The sequence below is a fragment of the Gallibacterium anatis DSM 16844 = F 149 genome (assembly GCF_000379785.1).
Classification (GTDB): Bacteria; Pseudomonadota; Gammaproteobacteria; order Enterobacterales; family Pasteurellaceae; genus Gallibacterium; species Gallibacterium anatis.
On record NZ_KB903674.1, the window covers coordinates 1 to 16,982 of the forward strand.

Here is a 16,982-nt window from a genome sequence, read left to right on the forward strand (position 1 = left end):
TTTCCTCGTGTTGAAAGTAGAAATCTACCACTTGTTGTTTAAATGTTTGGTTATATTTAGTCATAAAAAATCTGCACCTTTGTCTGTTGGATAATAAGTCCAACTTTTGGGGTGCAGATCATTATGGCAAGGTGTTTCTCTTATTTCATCATTTAATTAAATTATTTTTTTGGACCTGCTGCAACAAGTGCTTTACCTGCTTCATTACCAGTATATTTCACAAAGTTCTTAGTGAAACGATCTGCTAAATCATCAGCACGTTTTTCCCATTCGCCTTTTTCTGCATAAGTATCACGAGGATCCAAAATTGCAGGATTTACACCAGGTAATTCAGTTGGCACTTCAAAGTTGAACACAGGGATTGTTTTTGTTGGTGCTTTATCAATAGAACCATCAAGAATTGCATTGATAATACCACGAGTATCTTTAATAGAGATACGTTTACCGGAACCGTTCCAACCTGTGTTAACCAAGTATGCTTTCGCACCGTTAGCTTCCATTTTCTTCACTAATTCTTCTGCATATTTAGTTGGGTGTAAACTTAAGAATGCAGCACCGAAACAAGCAGAGAATGTAGGAGTTGGTTCTGTAACACCGCGTTCTGTACCGGCTAATTTTGCAGTAAAGCCTGACAAGAAGTAGTATTTAGTTTGTTCAGGAGTCAAGATAGATACCGGTGGCAATACTCCGAATGCATCCGCTGACAAGAAGATTACTTTATTTGCCGGACCAGCTTTTGAAACCGGTTTAACAATGTTTTCAATATGATAAATCGGATAAGAAACACGAGTATTTTCTGTTACGCTCTTATCTGCGAAATCAATTTTGCCGTTTGCATCAACAGTGACGTTTTCTAACAATGCATCACGACGGATTGCATTATAAATATCAGGTTCATTTTCTTTAGAAAGGTTGATAACTTTAGCATAGCAACCACCTTCAAAGTTAAAGATACCGTCATCATCCCAACCGTGTTCATCATCACCGATTAATAAACGGTTTGGATCGGTTGATAATGTTGTTTTACCTGTTCCTGATAAACCGAAGAAGATCGCAGTTTCTTTACCATCTTTGCTGGTGTTTGCGGAACAGTGCATTGAAGCCATTCCTCTTAATGGAAGCAAGTAGTTCATATAAGAGAACATACCTTTCTTCATTTCACCGCCATACCAAGTATTCAAAATAACTTGCACTTTTTCAGTCAAGTTGAACACAACTGCAGTTTCAGAATTTAAACCTAATTCTTTGTAGTTTTCTACTTTCGCTTTAGAAGCGTTCATAATCACGAAATCAGGTTCACCGAAGTTTGCCAATTCTTCTTTAGTCGGACGAATGAACATATTGGTTACAAAGTGAGCTTGCCATGCAACTTCCATTACAAAACGTAATTTTAAGCGTGAGCTTTCATTTGCACCACAGAACGCATCAACAACAAATAGGCGTTTACCGCTTAATGCATCTGTTGCTAATTTTTTGATGCTTTTCCAAGCTTCAGGAGTAACTGGTTTGTTATCGTTTTTGTATTCGTCTGATGTCCACCAAATGGTATCTTTTGTTGTATCATCTTTTACGAAGAATTTATCTTTTGGAGAACGACCGGTATAAACACCTGTCATTACATTAACTGCGCCAAGTTCAGTTACTTGACCTTTTTCATAACCTTGTAAATTTGCTTTGGTTTCTTCTGCAAATAATTGTTCATAACTTGGGTTATGAATAATTTCAGCAACATTGTGAATACCAATTGAATCTAGATAGGCTTTTAAGTCTGACATAATATTTTCCTTCAAATTGAATATAAAAAAATCATGTTTTGTATTCTAATCCTTTTTCGGAAAAAAAAACGTTATCTAGATCAAATTTCCGCAATTAACTCCCTCAATAGAGTTACTTTTTTTTGATTTTTTCAATTTTTGTTGAGTGTTTAGTGCTTCTGATCGGCTGACAAATAGGGCAATAAAAACTGCTGCGTTGTCCGATAGTAACCATTTCAATCAAATGCCCGCAAGTTGGGCAATTTTCCCCTTTTCTGCCATAAACATTGAGCGATTGTTGGAAACATCCGGGACGACCATCCGGCTGGATAAAATCTTGCAATGTTGTGCCACCCTGTTTTATCGCTTGCTGTAAAGTCTGTTTAATATTAGCCACTAAGCGCTCACAATCTTCTTTGCTCAAAGAACTAACCGGAACATTAGGATAAATTCCACAATTAAACAGCACTTCATTGGCGTAAATATTACCAACACCGACAACCACGGCATTATTCATCAACCAGGATTTCACTGCTGTGTGCCGGTTACGACTCTTCTGATAAAGATACTCGCCATTAAACTCATCACTCAACGGTTCAGGTGCCAATTTTGAGAATAGTGGGAAATGCTCTATTGAGTCTGTCCATAGCCAAGCACCAAATTTACGCGGATCGTTATAACGTAGAATTTTTCCATTCGACAACACCATATCAATATGATCGTGTTTATCAATCGCATCCTTCGCCGTTACAACTCTTAATGATCCTGACATTCCCAGATGCACAATGATGTATCCATATTCCAATTGAAAAATCAGATATTTGGCACGACGTTGTACATCCAAAATCTCTTCATTTTCAATTTGATAAAGCTCTTTACTGACAACCCAACGTAATTTTTCCGTTCTAATCACCAACTTAACAATTTGTTGATGCTCCGTATAAGGCTGAATACCTTTTCTCGTGGTTTCAACTTCCGGTAACTCAGGCATTTTTAGCTACTCCCATATCGATTTCTGCACATAAAAAAACTGCACCTTTAAAAGGTGCAGTTTCTAAACTTGTTGGACTGATAAGCAAATTATTCAGTGACGATACTTACGTATTTACGACCTTTGTCGCCTTTCACTTCAAATTTCACTTTACCATCAGCTGTTGCAAATAAAGTGTGGTCACGACCCATACCAACGTTATTACCTGCGTGGAATTTAGTACCACGTTGACGAACGATGATATTACCTGCTAATACAGACTCGCCACCGAAGCGTTTAACACCAAGGCGTTTAGCTTCAGAATCACGACCGTTACGAGTTGAACCACCAGCTTTTTTAGTTGCCATCTACTTGATCTCCTCTGAAATTATGCTTGAATCCCAGTGATTTTCACTTCTGTGAACCACTGACGATGACCTTGTTGTTTACGGCTGTGTTTACGACGACGGAACTTAACGATTTTAACTTTTTCGCCACGACCGTGTGCTACAACTTCAGCCACTACTTTCGCACCAGAAACAACCGGTGCACCGATTTTAACATCTTCACCATTAACGACCATCAACACTGAATCGAATTCAACTGATTCGCCTGTTGCCACTTCAAGTTTTTCTAAACGAACAACTTGACCTTCGCTTACTCTGTGTTGCTTGCCGCCACTTTGGAAAACCGCGTACATAGAAGAAAACTCCGCTAAATAAATAGTGCCATCAAATCAAACCCGAAAGTTATCTAACTCGGCACTTGTAAAATTCACATAATAGGTGGCGAATTTTACGGAAAAAAAAACAAAATAGCAAGCACGGATTTTAAACAAAATAAAAAATCTGCTTAATTTCACAGTTTAATTTTAGAAATTAAATTTTTAAGGTAGAATTGAGAGCTTATTAAATAGTATTCACAATTCTTGCATCACAATTATGAAGGGAAGTATGGATTTAAACGAAATTCAAGCGCTGTCTGCTAAGGATATGCAAGCCGTCAACGCAATGATTTCACAACAATTGCAATCTGATGTAGCCTTAATCAATCAACTTAGCTTCTATATTATTAACGGCGGTGGCAAACGTATTCGCCCATTAATTGCGGTATTAGTGGCTAATGCCTTGAATTATCAAGGTGATCGGCATATTACTTGTGCAACATTTATTGAATTTATCCATACCGCCACATTACTGCACGATGATGTTGTTGATGAATCAACCTTACGCCGTGGTAAAGATACTGCAAATGCTATCTTCGGCAATGCCGCCAGTGTTTTGGTCGGGGATTTTATCTATACCCGGGCATTCCAATTAATGGCTCGCTTAGGTTCGTTGCCTGTTATGCAAGTGATGTCGGATGCAGTCAATGTTATCGCTGCAGGTGAAGTGCTGCAATTAATGAATTGTAACGATCCCGACACCACTGAACAGAGCTATATGCAAGTTATTTACAGCAAAACCGCACGTTTGTTTGAGGTTGCAGCTGAATGTTCGGCACTATTATCAGAAGCGACCGAACAACAAGTGCAAGCGATGAAATTGTATGGTCGTTATTTAGGCACTGCTTTCCAACTGGTTGATGATGTATTGGATTATTGTGCGGATGTAGACAAATTAGGTAAAAATCTTGGCGATGATTTGGAGGAAGGCAAGCCGACATTACCGTTGCTCCACGCAATGCAGCACGCCAGTGATGATGAACGCCAATTAATCCGTTCCATTATTGAACACGGCCACGGACGTAAATATCTTGCTGAAGTTCAGGCAATGATGGATAAATATCAATCACTTACTTACACAATAGAAAAAGCGAAACAAGAAGCTCAAAAAGCGATTGATTCGTTGTCCGTTATTGATGACAACCCCTATAAAGAAGCATTAATTTCTCTTGCAAAAATTTCTGTAGAACGTAATTATTAAGAAAACAATATGTCAGATATTCAACAAATACCTCCTATTTCTAGAGGGAGAAAAAAGAAAATTACTAAAGATCCGAATGCCCCCTTTGTTCGTCCAAAATTAACTTTGCCTGACGGACATAACAAACTATTGCTCCACTCCTGCTGTGCACCTTGTTCAGGTGAGGTAATGGAGGCTTTACTTGCTTCGGAAATCAATTTCACTATCTATTTTTATAATCCTAATATTCATCCTCAAAAAGAGTATTTAATTCGTAAAGAAGAAAATATTCGGTTTGCTGAAAAATATAACATCCCATTTATTGATGCTGATTATGATCGTGCGGAATGGTTTGAACGGGCAAAAGGGATGGAAGATGAGCCTGAACGTGGTATTCGCTGCACAATGTGCTTTGATATGCGTTTTGAAAAAGCGGCTCAATATGCACACGAACACGGTTTTCCCGTATTTACTAGCAGTCTTGGCATTTCTCGTTGGAAAGATATGAATCAAATTAATGGCTGTGGCCATCGTGCTGCTGAAAAATATGATGATGTCATTTATTGGGATTATAACTGGCGTAAAGGTGGCGGTTCTCAACGAATGATTGAAATTAGTAAACGTGAAAAATTTTATCAACAAGAGTATTGCGGTTGTGTTTACTCTTTGCGTGATACTAATAAGTGGCGTGAATCTCAAGGCAGAGCTAAAATTGAGATCGGCAAACTTTATTATTCTGCAGATTAATTTTTATTTAATAAGGACATATTTATGAAACAGTTAAAAAATTTTCTATTAATTGCTCTATTTTCTCTCTTTTTAGCCGCTTGTGGCGATAAAACTGCTGATATGAAAGCAGATGTTGATTTGCTTCAACAAACATTGAATACTGTGTTAAAACAGGAAAGCGGTTCTGCATTAATCCAGCAATTGGAAGCAGCTCAAACTGCTGAGGATAAAACCAAAGCATATGCAGCAATTATTGATCATTTCAAAATGGTAGTGAAATCTATCAGTGAACTCAAAATCAAAACCGAAGAAGCAAAAAAAGTACAAGCACAATATGATGCCGGTTTAAAATCTTTTATTGATTTAATGCAACAATCTTCCGATTATGTTACTCAACAACCTACACCGGAACAAATTAAGGCTTATACCGAACTTCAAGCCAAGACCACACAATCAGTTGCCGATGCTGAAAAAGCACTTGCTGATTTAAAAGCTCAAATTGAAACCACACAAAAGAAATAAATTTAAAAAAAATCACATTGAAAAAGCGATCTTCGGATCGCTTTTTTATCGCATAACTACACCTCAACAATCGCATTTAAACGTTCTATTTCAACATCAGCTGTTAATGGTTCCATTGATGGTAACTGCTTGCTAACTTTATTAGAGAGCGTCTGAAAACGCTCGACTTTACCATATAAACCTCGTTGTCCGGAAAGCGAAGTAACCGAATCATTATATTGTTTAACCACACTATTTAAACCATTACCTAATTTTTGTAGTCGCTCCGCCACCACACAAACTTGATTATAAATATCACCTGCTTTTTCGCTGATTTCTCGCGCTTCTCGGTTGCCTTTTTCAATACGCCATAAACTGGCAACAGTGCGTAGAATCGGCATTAATGTGGTATATGACACTAAAATCACATTTTTTTCATACGCATTATTAAACAGTGTCGGATCCTGTTTTAACGCTTCAATATATGCCGGTTCAATCGGAATAAACATCAACACAAAATCAGGGCTTTGAATCCCCTCTAAATGGCTGTAATCCTTTTCTGATAACGATTTGATATGCTGTCTAATCGCTTGAATATGCTCTTTTAAATGAAGTTGGATTTGAGCCTCGTCAGTCGCAGAAACCGCTTGTTCATAAGCAACCAATGACACTTTGCAATCAATCACGATATGCTTGTTATCAGGCAATTTAATTAAAAAGTCAGGATAGCGATGATTACCCTCATTATCTTTAAAATGAGCTTGGGCAACATAATGCTCATTCGTCACCAAGCCGGCAGATTGCAAAGCATTTTCCAACTGCATTTCTCCCCAGTTGCCCAATGTTTTTTTCTGCCCTTTCAATGCTGTTGTCAAATTATTTGCCTCTTTCGACATATTTAAGCCAATTTCCAACACTTTCTTAAGTTCCGCTTCCAAACTGGCATTCCCTTTTACCGTTTCGGAATGCACTTCATTCACTCGTTTTTGGAAACCTTCAATCTGCTCCTTAAACGGTTTTAATAGGCTATCCAACGCTATTTGATTAGATTGCGAAAAACTGCGACTTTTCTCTTCTAAAATTTGATTGGCGAGCTGCTGGAACTCCAACGTTAATTGTTTTTTATTATTTTCTAACAACTGCTGTTGTTCAGCAAAATGCGTCTCTTTTTCTGCTAAACTGGTGCGTAATGCCGCCAATTGTTGCGATAATTGCGTAATTTGTTGTTGTGCTGATAGATTTAGCTGTTCCAGTTCTTGTTGTTGTCGATTTTTCTCCTGTAGCAACGACTCAACGCCCTGTTTTTCCGTTTGGCTACGGATTTTTTCTTGTAACGCCAATTGATATTGCTCTGTTAATAACTCTGATTTCTGCAACAGCGCATTATACTGTTCCACCGTTTGTGCTTGTTGCTGTTGTAACGCCTGCAATGATTTTTGTTTCTGCAAATTCAATAAGATAAACACAACACAGGTCAAAGCTAATAACAACATAACAATATAAAGTACAAAATCCATAACTTCTCCTCAAAAAACAAATTGACTGATTCAGTATAACAAATGCTGATCTGAAATCCCGTAATCATTACAATATTAGCCAAACTGAATATAGGAATCTATTATGAAAAAAATTTATCTAGGATCTAACAGTCCACGTCGTTTTCAACTATTACAACAACTGGGTTTATCTGTCGAGGTATTAAAGGGTGAAATTGACGAAACGGTTGGTGAAAATGAAACAGCAAGTGATTATGTTTTACGAATGGCAATCAGTAAAAATCAGCAAATTCGCTATCTTTTCCCTAACAAAAGAAAATATCCACTTCTCACTGCCGATACCTGTATTGCATTTAATAATCAAATTTTAGGCAAACCCCATACAGAAGAAGAGGCTTTTGCAATGCTTTCAATGTTGTCCGGCAATACTCATCACGTATTAACAGCTATTTGCGTTTCAACACCCATCAAACAACATTATTGTCTGCAATCTAGCGAAGTCATTTTTAAATCGCTTTCGACAGAAGAAATTCACTCTTATATTGCCAGTGGAGAACCTTTTGATAAGGCAGGAGCATATGCGATACAAGGATTGGCTGCAAGTTTTATCAGGCATTTAAGTGGCAGTTATTCAGGTGTGATGGGCTTACCGTTGTTTGAAACGAGCGAATTATTAAAGAAATTTTCAACAAATATTCTCTAACTAATTGTATTTAAATAAAAAACTGCACTTTGTCGTGCAGTTTTCTGTTTCATTAACCACTTTTAAAATTACAACAATAACGCCGAGCCCCATTTGATAATATCAAAGAAGAATTTATTTTCATTGGTTGCAATACCATCCGGATTACTATTTTTACCGTCCGTTGCACTGTTTTTCGACTCATCCACAGCCATTCCGCTTTGATACTGTCCTTTCACCACTTTTAAATCATCACGTGCTTTAATTCTCAAGGTTGCACATTCCGCTGCCGGCATCGGATCAAATTCAGTTTGTTTGAACTTTTTATATTGATATTGGGCATATCCCATTGATTTTTCATCTTGTTGGATCATCTTCACATAATCTGCACCAATGATCTCTTCCAACGGATAAAAGAACACATATTGTGAATGAATATAAGCATCTTCTTTAGAAAAATGCTCTTGCTGAATACGCGTCAAATTCGGATAAATGCACTGCTCCGCCTGATGGCTCGCCGCCACCCAGCGTTGTGCATCACTATCACTTAATTCATAATCGGCATTGGCATATTCCGCCGGATAAGGCTCAACATTTGAACCGCACCCTGCAAGAAATAGGATTGTTGTTGAAAAAATTACTTTTTTTAGCATTATCATTTTCCATTAAGCTAAACGCTGTCTGACAATTTCAAATAAACAAACACCAGTTGCGACAGAAACATTCAATGAAGAAACAGAACCTTGCATTGGAATGCTCACTAATTGATCGCAATGTTCTCGGGTCAAGCGACGCATGCCATCGCCTTCCGCGCCCATTACTAATGCCAATGCACCGGTTAACTTACTCTGATAAAGCGAGCTGTCGGCTTCACCGGCTGTTCCCACAATCCAGACATTATAATCTTGCTGTAACGTTTTTAAAGTGCGCGCCAAATTTGTTACCCGAATTAACGGCACCACTTCTGCCGCACCGCACGCCACTTTTCTTGCCACAGAAGTTAATTGCGCAGATTTATCTCTTGGCACAATAACCGCATCCACACCGGCAGCATCGGCAGTACGCAAACAAGCACCTAAATTATGCGGATCCGTTACGCCATCAAGCACCAACAATAACGGCTGTTGCTGCTGTTGTAACAAAGCATATAGATCATTTTCTGTCTGCTCTTTTGGTGGTTGCACCTTGGCGATAATGCCTTGATGCACTTCGCCGTTCGCTTTTTTATCCAATGCTTGACGTGTTAAAAACTGTACTGAAATACCAAATTGGTGCAATTCATTTAATAAAGGCTGTAAACGTTTATCTTCACGCCCTTTTAACACAAATACTTCAATAAAACGTTCCGGCGTAGTGGATAATACTGCCGAAACTGCGTGAATACCGTAAATTTGTTCGCTCATACACACTCTCTAATTATTTTCGTTTTTTATTTTTACTACGTTTTGTTTTTTTCTTTTTCTCTCTACGTTTTTTCTCATCGGTATTAGCCTGTTTCCGTAACCGTTTTTGCAAACTTTCACTATAACGCAAGCTCTTTTTAACACGATCTTTTTCTGTTTTACCTAATCGTTGCGGTTTACGCTCACTTGAAATCAGTGTGAAATCTAATGTTTTTTCTTCCAAACTCACCGCTTCAACCCTGACCGTAACCTTATCACCGATACGATACAACATTCCGCTGTTCTCACCGATTAAACGCTGAGTGCTCGGATCAAAACGATAATAATCGTTATCCAGCGTAGAGATATGAACCAAGCCATCAATGAAAAGATCGTTCAATCTGACAAAAAAACCGAATCCGGTAACGCTGGAAATGGTTCCCTCAAACACTTCACCAACGTGATCTTGCATAAATTCACATTTAAGCCAATCTGCAACATCCCTCGTTGCTTCATCCGCACGGCGTTCTGTCATTGAGCAGTGATCACCCAACAGATCAATCTCATCCAATTTATAATGATAACCGCCCCCTTTAGTGGTGCGTTTAGTTGAACCGTGCTGTTTTGCTAATAAATACTTAATGCCACGATGCAAAGATAAATCGGGATAACGGCGAATCGGCGAAGTAAAATGTGCATATTCTGTCAAAGCCAAACCGAAGTGTCCAATATTATCGCCGCTGTATATTGCTTGACTCAATGAGCGCAGCAACATTGTCTGAATTAATTCTTTATCCGGGCGTTCATTCACTTTTGCCATTAATTTGGCATAATCCGCCGGTGTCGGTTTTAATCCGCCATCCAGCGTTAAACCGCATTCTCTTAAGAAGGTACGGAAAGCGGTGAGCTTTTCCTCGCTCGGCAAGGCGTGAATACGGAATAATGCCGGCTCTTGATGTTGTTCCATAAAATGTGCCGCACAAATATTCGCCAAAATCATACACTCTTCAATAATTTTATGGGCATCATTGCGTTGTACCGGCTCAATTCGTTCGATTCTGCCTTGATCATTGAAAATAAATTTAGTTTCTATCGTTTCAAAATCAATCGCGCCTCGTTTATGGCGAGCATTCAACAACACCTTAAACATTGCATACAACTCTTGTAAATGTGGCACTAAATCTCGATAACGTTCACTTAGCTCTTCATCGCCCTGCAAAATTCGCCACACTTTGCTGTACGTTAAACGTGCGTGCGAATTCATTACCGCTTCGTAGAATTGGTACTGTTCAATTCTGCCTTTTGCAGACAGTTGAATTTCACACACCATACAAAGGCGATCTACCTGCGGATTAAGTGAACACAAGCCGTTCGATAACACTTCCGGCAACATCGGCACCACTCGACTTGGGAAATAGACGGAATTTCCTCTTTGATAGGCCTCTTTATCTAACGCACTTTTTGGGCGCACATAGTAACTGACATCCGCAATCGCCACCCATAATTTCCAACCGCCATTCTCGCGTTTTTGACAAAATACCGCATCATCAAAATCTCGGGCATCTTCACCGTCAATAGTCACCAACGGCAATTGTCGCAAATCGACTCGCCCTTGTTTATCTTTATCATCAACGATTTCACTCAATCCTTGGATCTGCTGCTCAACCTCTTCCGGCCAAACGTGCGGAATATCGTAATTGCGGATAGCAATTTCCACCTCCATTCCTTTCGCCATATTGTCGCCCAATACTTCGGTGATTCTGCCGGTTAAACGGGAAAGCCCTTTTTCTTTAGGTTTCAGTTCCACCACCACAACTTGCCCCATTCTGGCGCCGGCACGATATTCATTCGGAATTAAAATATCGTGATTAATACGGCTATCATCCGGCACCACATAACCGATGCCATCTTCTAAGAAAAATCGACCGACAATCTGCTTCTTACGGCGCTCCAGTACTCGAACAATTCGCACCTCTTTGCGTCCGCGATGATCTACCCCGTTCGGCTGCGCCAATACATAATCATCGTGCAACACTTTTTGCATTTGGCTATTCGGAATAAACCAATCATCTTTTACGCCATCAACTTGCAAAAAGCCATAACCATCTTTATGACCGATTACCGTGCCTTTCAAAAGATCCAAGCGTTCAGGTAAGGCGTAACATTTGCGCTTAGTAAAAACCAACTGTCCGTCATTTTCCATTGCTCGCAAACGGCGGCGCATTCCCTCCTGCTGCTCCGGATCGGTAATTGCCAATGTTTGCAAAATAGATTCCCGACTCATCGGTTTATTGTGATCCCGAATAACTGTGAGGATCAACTCTCGGCTCGGGATCGGATTTTCATATTTTTCTGCCTCTTCCGCATAATGCGGATCTTGATATTGCATTGATGTCTCCTTAATTCTTTTTTATTTATTACTGTTATTCACAAGTAAAATATTGATTCATTTCTAATGCCGGCTTTGCCTTTTTATCCTGTCCAATTAATTTTGCCGGCACGCCTGCCACAGTGGAATAAGCCGGCACCGGATGCAGCACCACCGAGCAAGCGCCTATTTTGGCATATTCCCCTACCTCAATATTCCCCAAAATTTTTGCGCCGGCACCAATCATCACCCCTTTGCGCACTTTCGGGTGGCGGTCGCCAACCTCTTTTCCGGTACCCCCCAAAGTAACATCCTGCAAAATAGAAACATCATTTTCAATCACGGAAGTTTCGCCGACCACAATGCCGGTGGCGTGATCTAACATAATACCGTGTCCGATTTTTGCCGCCGGATGAATATCAACATCAAACGCCACCGAAATTTGATTTTGTAAATAAATTGCCAATGCTTTGCGTTGTTGCTGCCATAAATGGTGCGTGATGCGATAGCTTTGCAAAGCGTGAAATCCTTTTAAATAAAGTAACGGTGTAGAATAAAGCTCTACTGCCGGATCGCGCACCCGCACAGCTTCAATATCGTGAGCGGCACTTTCAATAATTTTCGGATTTTCCCGATAAACTTCATCAATAATTTCACGCAATGAAATCGCCGGCATTGTCGAGCTGGATAATTTATTCGCCAAAATATAACTTAGCGCCGTACCTAAATGTTGATGCGTTAAAATCGTTGAATGAAAAAAGCTCGCCAATGAAGGTTCTTGTTCTGCGAGTAATTTTGCTTCATCTCGAATGCTTTGCCAAATCCGTTGTAATAGTACCGACATAGATACCCCTATTCACTTTTCTTTTCTCTTGATAATAAATTTGCTGCTGCTTCAGTTGCAGTTAACCCACAGAATAGCATTTGATAAATTTGCTCAACAATCGGCATTTCTACCTGCTGTTGTTGCGCCAAACGGTAGGCTTCCTGTGTGTTGAAATAGCCTTCCACAACCTGCCCGATCTCCTGCATCGCCTGTTCAACGGAATAACCTTTGCCTAACATCATTCCAAAACGGCGGTTACGCGACTGGTTGTCAGTACAAGTAAGCACCAAATCCCCTAAACACGCCATTCCCATAAATGTGTGCGCTTCCGCACCTAAAGACGCACCTAACCGGGAAATTTCTGCCAAACCGCGCGTAATCAATGCCGTTCTTGCATTCGCACCATAACCGATACCGTCCGAAATACCGGCGCCAATCGCTATCACATTTTTAATCGCACCGCCCAACTGCACGCCAATCATATCCGGATTAAGATAAACACGAAAATGTTTACTGCAATGAATCCGCTCTTGTAACGCTTTGGCGAAAACCTGATCTGTTGATGACAACACAATAGCGGTCGGCAATCCTGAAGCCAGTTCTTTAGCGAATGTCGGCCCTGATAACACCGCTAATGGCACATCATCACCTAAAATCTCTTTCGCCACCTGATGCAATAAACGGCCGCTATTATGTTCCAAACCTTTACTTGCCCAAATAATACGATGTTGCGCTTTTAACAGCGGTTTAATCTGCTTTAACACATCGGCAAAAACGTGACTCGGCACGACAATCAATATATCTCGGCTGTTTGCAACTGCTGTAGCCAGATCAGTTTCGATTTGCAGTGCTTCCGGAAAAGTAATACCGGGCAAAAAACGTTGATTTTGTCGCTGTTGCGCCATTTTCGTCATCTCTGCCGTATTTCTTCCCCACAACATTGTCGGTAAACCATTTCTTGAGAGTGCGATTGCTAATGCCGTTCCGTAAGAACCGGCACCAATCACGGTAATGGGTAAAAATTCTGTCATAACTATCGCTTTTATTTGATTAATATTAAACAAAGAATAGACGAAAGAGAGAGGATTTCAATAAGATTTTAGGAAAGAGATGAAAAAGCATCTCCAAAGAGATGCTTTTCAGAAATTAATTTACGGTTTCCGCTTTTTGTTGTTGTTCAGCTTCTGCTTGCGCGGCTTGTTGACGTTGTAGATATTCAACGAATAACGCATCAAAATTGACCGGTGCTAAATTTAATGCCGGGAATGTACCACGGTTGACTAAATTTGAAACCAATTCACGCACATAAGGGAACAGCATATTCGGGCATTGTGAAGTTAATGCGTGTGCTAACTGCATCTCTTCCAAACCGCTAATAGCGAAAATACCTGCCTGTTTTGCTTCACAAATAAAAGCAACGGTATCGGTACCTTCCAATTTGGTTTCAATGGACACATTAAGCACCACTTCATAAAGGTTTTCTGCCAATGCGGTGGTTTCGGTATCTAAATCAAATTTTAATACCGGTTTCCACTCTTGCTGGAATAAATGAGGTAAATTCGGTGCTTCAAATGAAACATCTTTCACATAAATGCGTTGAATCTGCAACATTGGTTGTGCTTGTTGTTCTGAACCTTGTTCTGCTGCTTTGTTTTCTTCTGCCATCGCTAATTTCCTTTTCTATCTGATTAACTTTTCTTAACAAGAGGTAAATTTGCTGCACGCCAACCTTGAATTCCCTCTTTTAATGAATAAACCTGCTTAAAGCCTTGTTTATATAACTGTTCTGCTGAACCGCGTGAAGTCATTCCTGAAGCACAAACGACAATGACCGGTTGTTCTTTGTATTGCTCCAATTTACCAAGATTATGCTGTTTAATATCGATTGGTAACACATTTTGACTGCCTGCGATATGTCCACGCAAAAACTCTTCAATACTACGTAAATCAATAATAACGGCATTCTGTTTATTAACTAATTGTGACAAAGTCGCTTGATCAATCTCTTTTGCACCGGAAACGGCACTTTTTACAAACACATAAATTGTCCCGATAAACACGACAACCCACGCAATCACCATCACAGTATGTTGAGAGGCAAATGCTATTGCCTTCGGCATAAATTCTTCCATTTATTCTGATCTCTTATTTATTAATGTTAAAAAGTCGAATAAGTATAACCTTACTCAATAGAATTAAACAATCGAAACATCATTTTTCCGGGAAAAATCTCAACAAAAATAAAGCACTTCTCTACATAATGTAGAAAAGTGCCTATTTCTTTTAATTAAGCATTAAAGATAATATTTTTTGATGACTTTTAAATCATCGCTTAATTCATACACTAAAGGCTGTCCGGTTGGAATTTCTAAATCCATAATGCCTTCATCGGAAATGCCTTCAATGTGTTTCGCCAAAGCGCGAAGTGAGTTACCGTGTGCCGCAACCAATACTTTTTTACCGGATAATAATGCCGGTGCGATTTGATCTTCCCAGAAAGGTAACACACGATCCAAAGTCACTTTTAAGTTTTCGCAATCAGGCACGACATCCGCCGGCAAATGTTTATAACGGCGATCATTATGTGCTGAATTTGGATCATCTTTTGCTAATTCAGGCGGCAATACATCATAAGAACGACGCCAAATGTGAACTTGTTCATCACCAAACTCTTGTGCAGCTTCTTTTTTATTTAAGCCTTGTAAACCGCCGTAGTGACGTTCATTTAAACGCCAAGTTTTGATTTGCGGAACCCATAATTGGTTAGATTCTTCCAAAACAAGGTTACAGGTTTTAATCGCACGAGTTAATACAGAAGTAAATGCGATATCGAATTCAAAACCGGCTTCTTTTAATTTACGTCCTGCCGCTTTTGCTTCTTCAACCCCTTTTTCACTTAAATTAACATCGCGCCAACCGGTGAAAAGGTTCAATGCATTCCACTCACTTAAACCGTGACGAATAAACACTAATTGCATAATGATTCTCCTAAAAATTAGATCAAAAAACTGCGCTCTTTATAACAAAATTTGATTACTTTTAAAATAGAACGGCTTCGCTTTTATCAGAATTGCTGATCTTTAACAAAAAAAACTCTAAAATAGCGCAGAATTATTCTATTTTTTATCATCATTATTGTTTGAATTATGTTCAATATTCGTTTTACTGTTCACGTTTTATGCCGCTTAATCTTGTGTTCGTTGTTACTCACGAGCAGCAATAACGGCTATGCAGTAAATGATCTTGCGGCAATTCAGAAACAGATAAAACAACAGGAACAAAAAATTGCTAAACAGCAACAAGAAAAAAGTCAGTTACAATCACAACTAAAACATCAGCAACAAAAGATTGAACAGATTAGTGATCAACTGCAACAAAGCAGAGATGAGCTGAAAACCATTCAACGCAATATTCAAAACAGTCAAAAACAGATTCGCCGTTTACAACAGCAAGAACGGGAACAAAAACAGCAGTTGGCACGATTGCTTGATTCCGCTTATCGTAAAAACTTACAACAGCACGAAATTGAGAAAATGTTCTCGCAAGAAGCGCGCGACAGTGATCGAATGAACACCTATATGAAGTATGTCAATCAGCAGAAAATTGCATTAATTCAAGATCTTAAACAGACTCAAGAACAGCTGAAACAGCAACAGCAGTTGGTTAAAGAACAGCAACAACAGCAACAACAAGAAATTAATAAACAACGCCAACAGCAACGTTCACTACAGCAAGTTAAAAACGAGCATCAATCCACATTAGCTAAATTAAATCGAAGCCTAACCGCCAATCAGAATAAATTGGCGCAATTAAAAGAGAACGAAAACCGGCTACGCCAAGAGATCGCCGCTGCGGAACGCGCCGCTAAACAACGTGAGCAACAGGAACTCGCCTCTTTGCAGAAAAAACAGAAAAAAGCGGAACAGGAACATCAAACCTATAAACCGACAGAAAAAGAACAGCAGCTAGTGGGAAGAGGAAATGGTCTTGGCTCGGCACGCCGACAATATATAATGCCGGTTTCCGGTCAGGTAAGTAACCGCTACGGATCAATCCAAATGGGCGAAATCCGCTGGAAAGGTATTGTGATTCAAGCCAATCGGGGTGCGAATGTGCGAGCAATTGCGCCGGGTAAGGTGATTTTAGCGAATCGTCTTCAAGGCTACGGTTTGGTGATTGTGATAGATCACGGTCGAGGGGATATGAGTATCTACGGTTATAACAGTGCATTAAGAGTACGAAACGGTGATGTTGTCAGTGCCGGTGAAACCATTGCACAAGTCGGACAAAACGAAGACGGTCGTGCTGCGCTCTACTTTGAAATTCGCCGTCAAGGCGAACCGGTCAATCCATCGCGTTGGTTAAGGTAA

18 protein-coding genes are annotated in these 16,982 nt (G+C 39.6%); 5 read left to right on the forward strand and 13 right to left on the reverse strand.

Going from position 1 to position 16,982, the window contains the following annotated elements; all coding sequences use genetic code 11:
- Window positions 1-161 precede the first annotated feature (161 nt).
- From pckA to rplU, 4 genes are all read right to left on the reverse strand, one after another.
- Window positions 162-1,775, reverse strand: a complete 1,614-nt coding sequence (gene pckA / locus A3EO_RS0101485; RefSeq protein ID WP_018345687.1) for a phosphoenolpyruvate carboxykinase (ATP) — start codon at window positions 1,773-1,775, stop codon at window positions 162-164.
- Between the two features lie 112 nt (window positions 1,776-1,887).
- The gene (mutM, locus tag A3EO_RS0101490) at window positions 1,888-2,745 is read right to left on the reverse strand and encodes a bifunctional DNA-formamidopyrimidine glycosylase/DNA-(apurinic or apyrimidinic site) lyase (RefSeq protein WP_018345688.1); all 858 of its coding nucleotides are present in this window, start codon (window positions 2,743-2,745) and stop codon (window positions 1,888-1,890) included.
- A gap of 89 nt (window positions 2,746-2,834) precedes the next feature.
- Window positions 2,835-3,092, reverse strand: a complete 258-nt coding sequence (rpmA, locus tag A3EO_RS0101495; RefSeq protein ID WP_013745795.1) for a 50S ribosomal protein L27 — start codon at window positions 3,090-3,092, stop codon at window positions 2,835-2,837.
- A 20-nt stretch (window positions 3,093-3,112) separates the two neighbouring features.
- Entirely contained in the window at window positions 3,113-3,424 is a 312-nt protein-coding gene (rplU, locus tag A3EO_RS0101500) for a 50S ribosomal protein L21 (RefSeq protein ID WP_013745796.1), read from the reverse strand.
- A gap of 253 nt (window positions 3,425-3,677) precedes the next feature.
- On the opposite strand from rplU, the gene ispB reads away from it, so the two are divergent.
- The 3 genes from ispB to A3EO_RS0101515 are packed head-to-tail and all read left to right on the forward strand — an operon-like array spanning window position 3,678 to window position 5,879.
- On the forward strand, window positions 3,678-4,649 hold the full coding sequence (gene ispB, locus A3EO_RS0101505) for an octaprenyl diphosphate synthase (RefSeq protein ID WP_018345689.1): 972 nt from the start codon (window positions 3,678-3,680) through the stop codon (window positions 4,647-4,649).
- A 9-nt stretch (window positions 4,650-4,658) separates the two neighbouring features.
- Window positions 4,659-5,375, forward strand: a complete 717-nt coding sequence (locus tag A3EO_RS0101510; protein ID WP_018345690.1) for an epoxyqueuosine reductase QueH — start codon at window positions 4,659-4,661, stop codon at window positions 5,373-5,375.
- Between the two features lie 24 nt (window positions 5,376-5,399).
- Window positions 5,400-5,879, forward strand: coding sequence for a hypothetical protein (locus A3EO_RS0101515; protein WP_018345691.1), 480 nt, complete (start codon window positions 5,400-5,402; stop codon window positions 5,877-5,879).
- A gap of 56 nt (window positions 5,880-5,935) precedes the next feature.
- Here the strand turns inward: A3EO_RS0101515 and rmuC are convergent, their stop codons facing one another.
- Window positions 5,936-7,375, reverse strand: a complete 1,440-nt coding sequence (gene rmuC / locus A3EO_RS0101520; RefSeq protein ID WP_018345692.1) for a DNA recombination protein RmuC — start codon at window positions 7,373-7,375, stop codon at window positions 5,936-5,938.
- 103 nt (window positions 7,376-7,478) lie between these two features.
- Here rmuC and A3EO_RS0101525 point away from each other — a divergent pair, with 103 nt between their 5' ends.
- Window positions 7,479-8,057 carry a Maf family protein gene (locus tag A3EO_RS0101525; protein WP_018345693.1) on the forward strand — a complete coding sequence of 193 codons (579 nt, stop codon included), beginning with the start codon at window positions 7,479-7,481 and terminating at the stop codon, window positions 8,055-8,057.
- 68 nt (window positions 8,058-8,125) lie between these two features.
- Here the strand turns inward: A3EO_RS0101525 and A3EO_RS0101530 are convergent, their stop codons facing one another.
- From A3EO_RS0101530 to A3EO_RS0101565, 8 genes are all read right to left on the reverse strand, one after another.
- Window positions 8,126-8,689, reverse strand: a complete 564-nt coding sequence (locus A3EO_RS0101530; protein WP_018345694.1) for a DUF5358 domain-containing protein — start codon at window positions 8,687-8,689, stop codon at window positions 8,126-8,128.
- Window positions 8,690-8,701: 12 nt separating this feature from the next.
- Window positions 8,702-9,439, reverse strand: coding sequence for a 23S rRNA (guanosine(2251)-2'-O)-methyltransferase RlmB (gene rlmB / locus A3EO_RS0101535; protein ID WP_018345695.1), 738 nt, complete (start codon window positions 9,437-9,439; stop codon window positions 8,702-8,704).
- Window positions 9,440-9,452: 13 nt separating this feature from the next.
- Window positions 9,453-11,807, reverse strand: coding sequence for a ribonuclease R (rnr, locus tag A3EO_RS0101540; protein WP_018345696.1), 2,355 nt, complete (start codon window positions 11,805-11,807; stop codon window positions 9,453-9,455).
- Window positions 11,808-11,841: 34 nt separating this feature from the next.
- Window positions 11,842-12,630 (reverse strand): serine O-acetyltransferase, encoded by a 789-nt coding sequence (gene cysE, locus A3EO_RS0101545; RefSeq protein ID WP_018345697.1) that lies wholly within the window; start codon window positions 12,628-12,630, stop codon window positions 11,842-11,844.
- 8 nt (window positions 12,631-12,638) lie between these two features.
- Window positions 12,639-13,643, reverse strand: a complete 1,005-nt coding sequence (gene gpsA / locus A3EO_RS0101550; protein WP_018345698.1) for an NAD(P)H-dependent glycerol-3-phosphate dehydrogenase — start codon at window positions 13,641-13,643, stop codon at window positions 12,639-12,641.
- A gap of 115 nt (window positions 13,644-13,758) precedes the next feature.
- A complete protein-coding gene (gene secB / locus A3EO_RS0101555; protein ID WP_013745810.1) occupies window positions 13,759-14,277 on the reverse strand; it encodes a protein-export chaperone SecB in 519 nt (172 codons plus the stop codon).
- Between the two features lie 23 nt (window positions 14,278-14,300).
- On the reverse strand, window positions 14,301-14,744 hold the full coding sequence (locus A3EO_RS0101560) for a rhodanese-like domain-containing protein (RefSeq protein ID WP_018345699.1): 444 nt from the start codon (window positions 14,742-14,744) through the stop codon (window positions 14,301-14,303).
- Window positions 14,745-14,906: 162 nt separating this feature from the next.
- On the reverse strand, window positions 14,907-15,590 hold the full coding sequence (locus A3EO_RS0101565; protein ID WP_013745812.1) for a 2,3-diphosphoglycerate-dependent phosphoglycerate mutase: 684 nt from the start codon (window positions 15,588-15,590) through the stop codon (window positions 14,907-14,909).
- A 168-nt stretch (window positions 15,591-15,758) separates the two neighbouring features.
- On the opposite strand from A3EO_RS0101565, the gene envC reads away from it, so the two are divergent.
- Window positions 15,759-16,982: a murein hydrolase activator EnvC gene (envC, locus tag A3EO_RS0101570; RefSeq protein WP_018345700.1), complete on the forward strand. Its 1,224-nt coding sequence runs from the start codon at window positions 15,759-15,761 to the stop codon at window positions 16,980-16,982.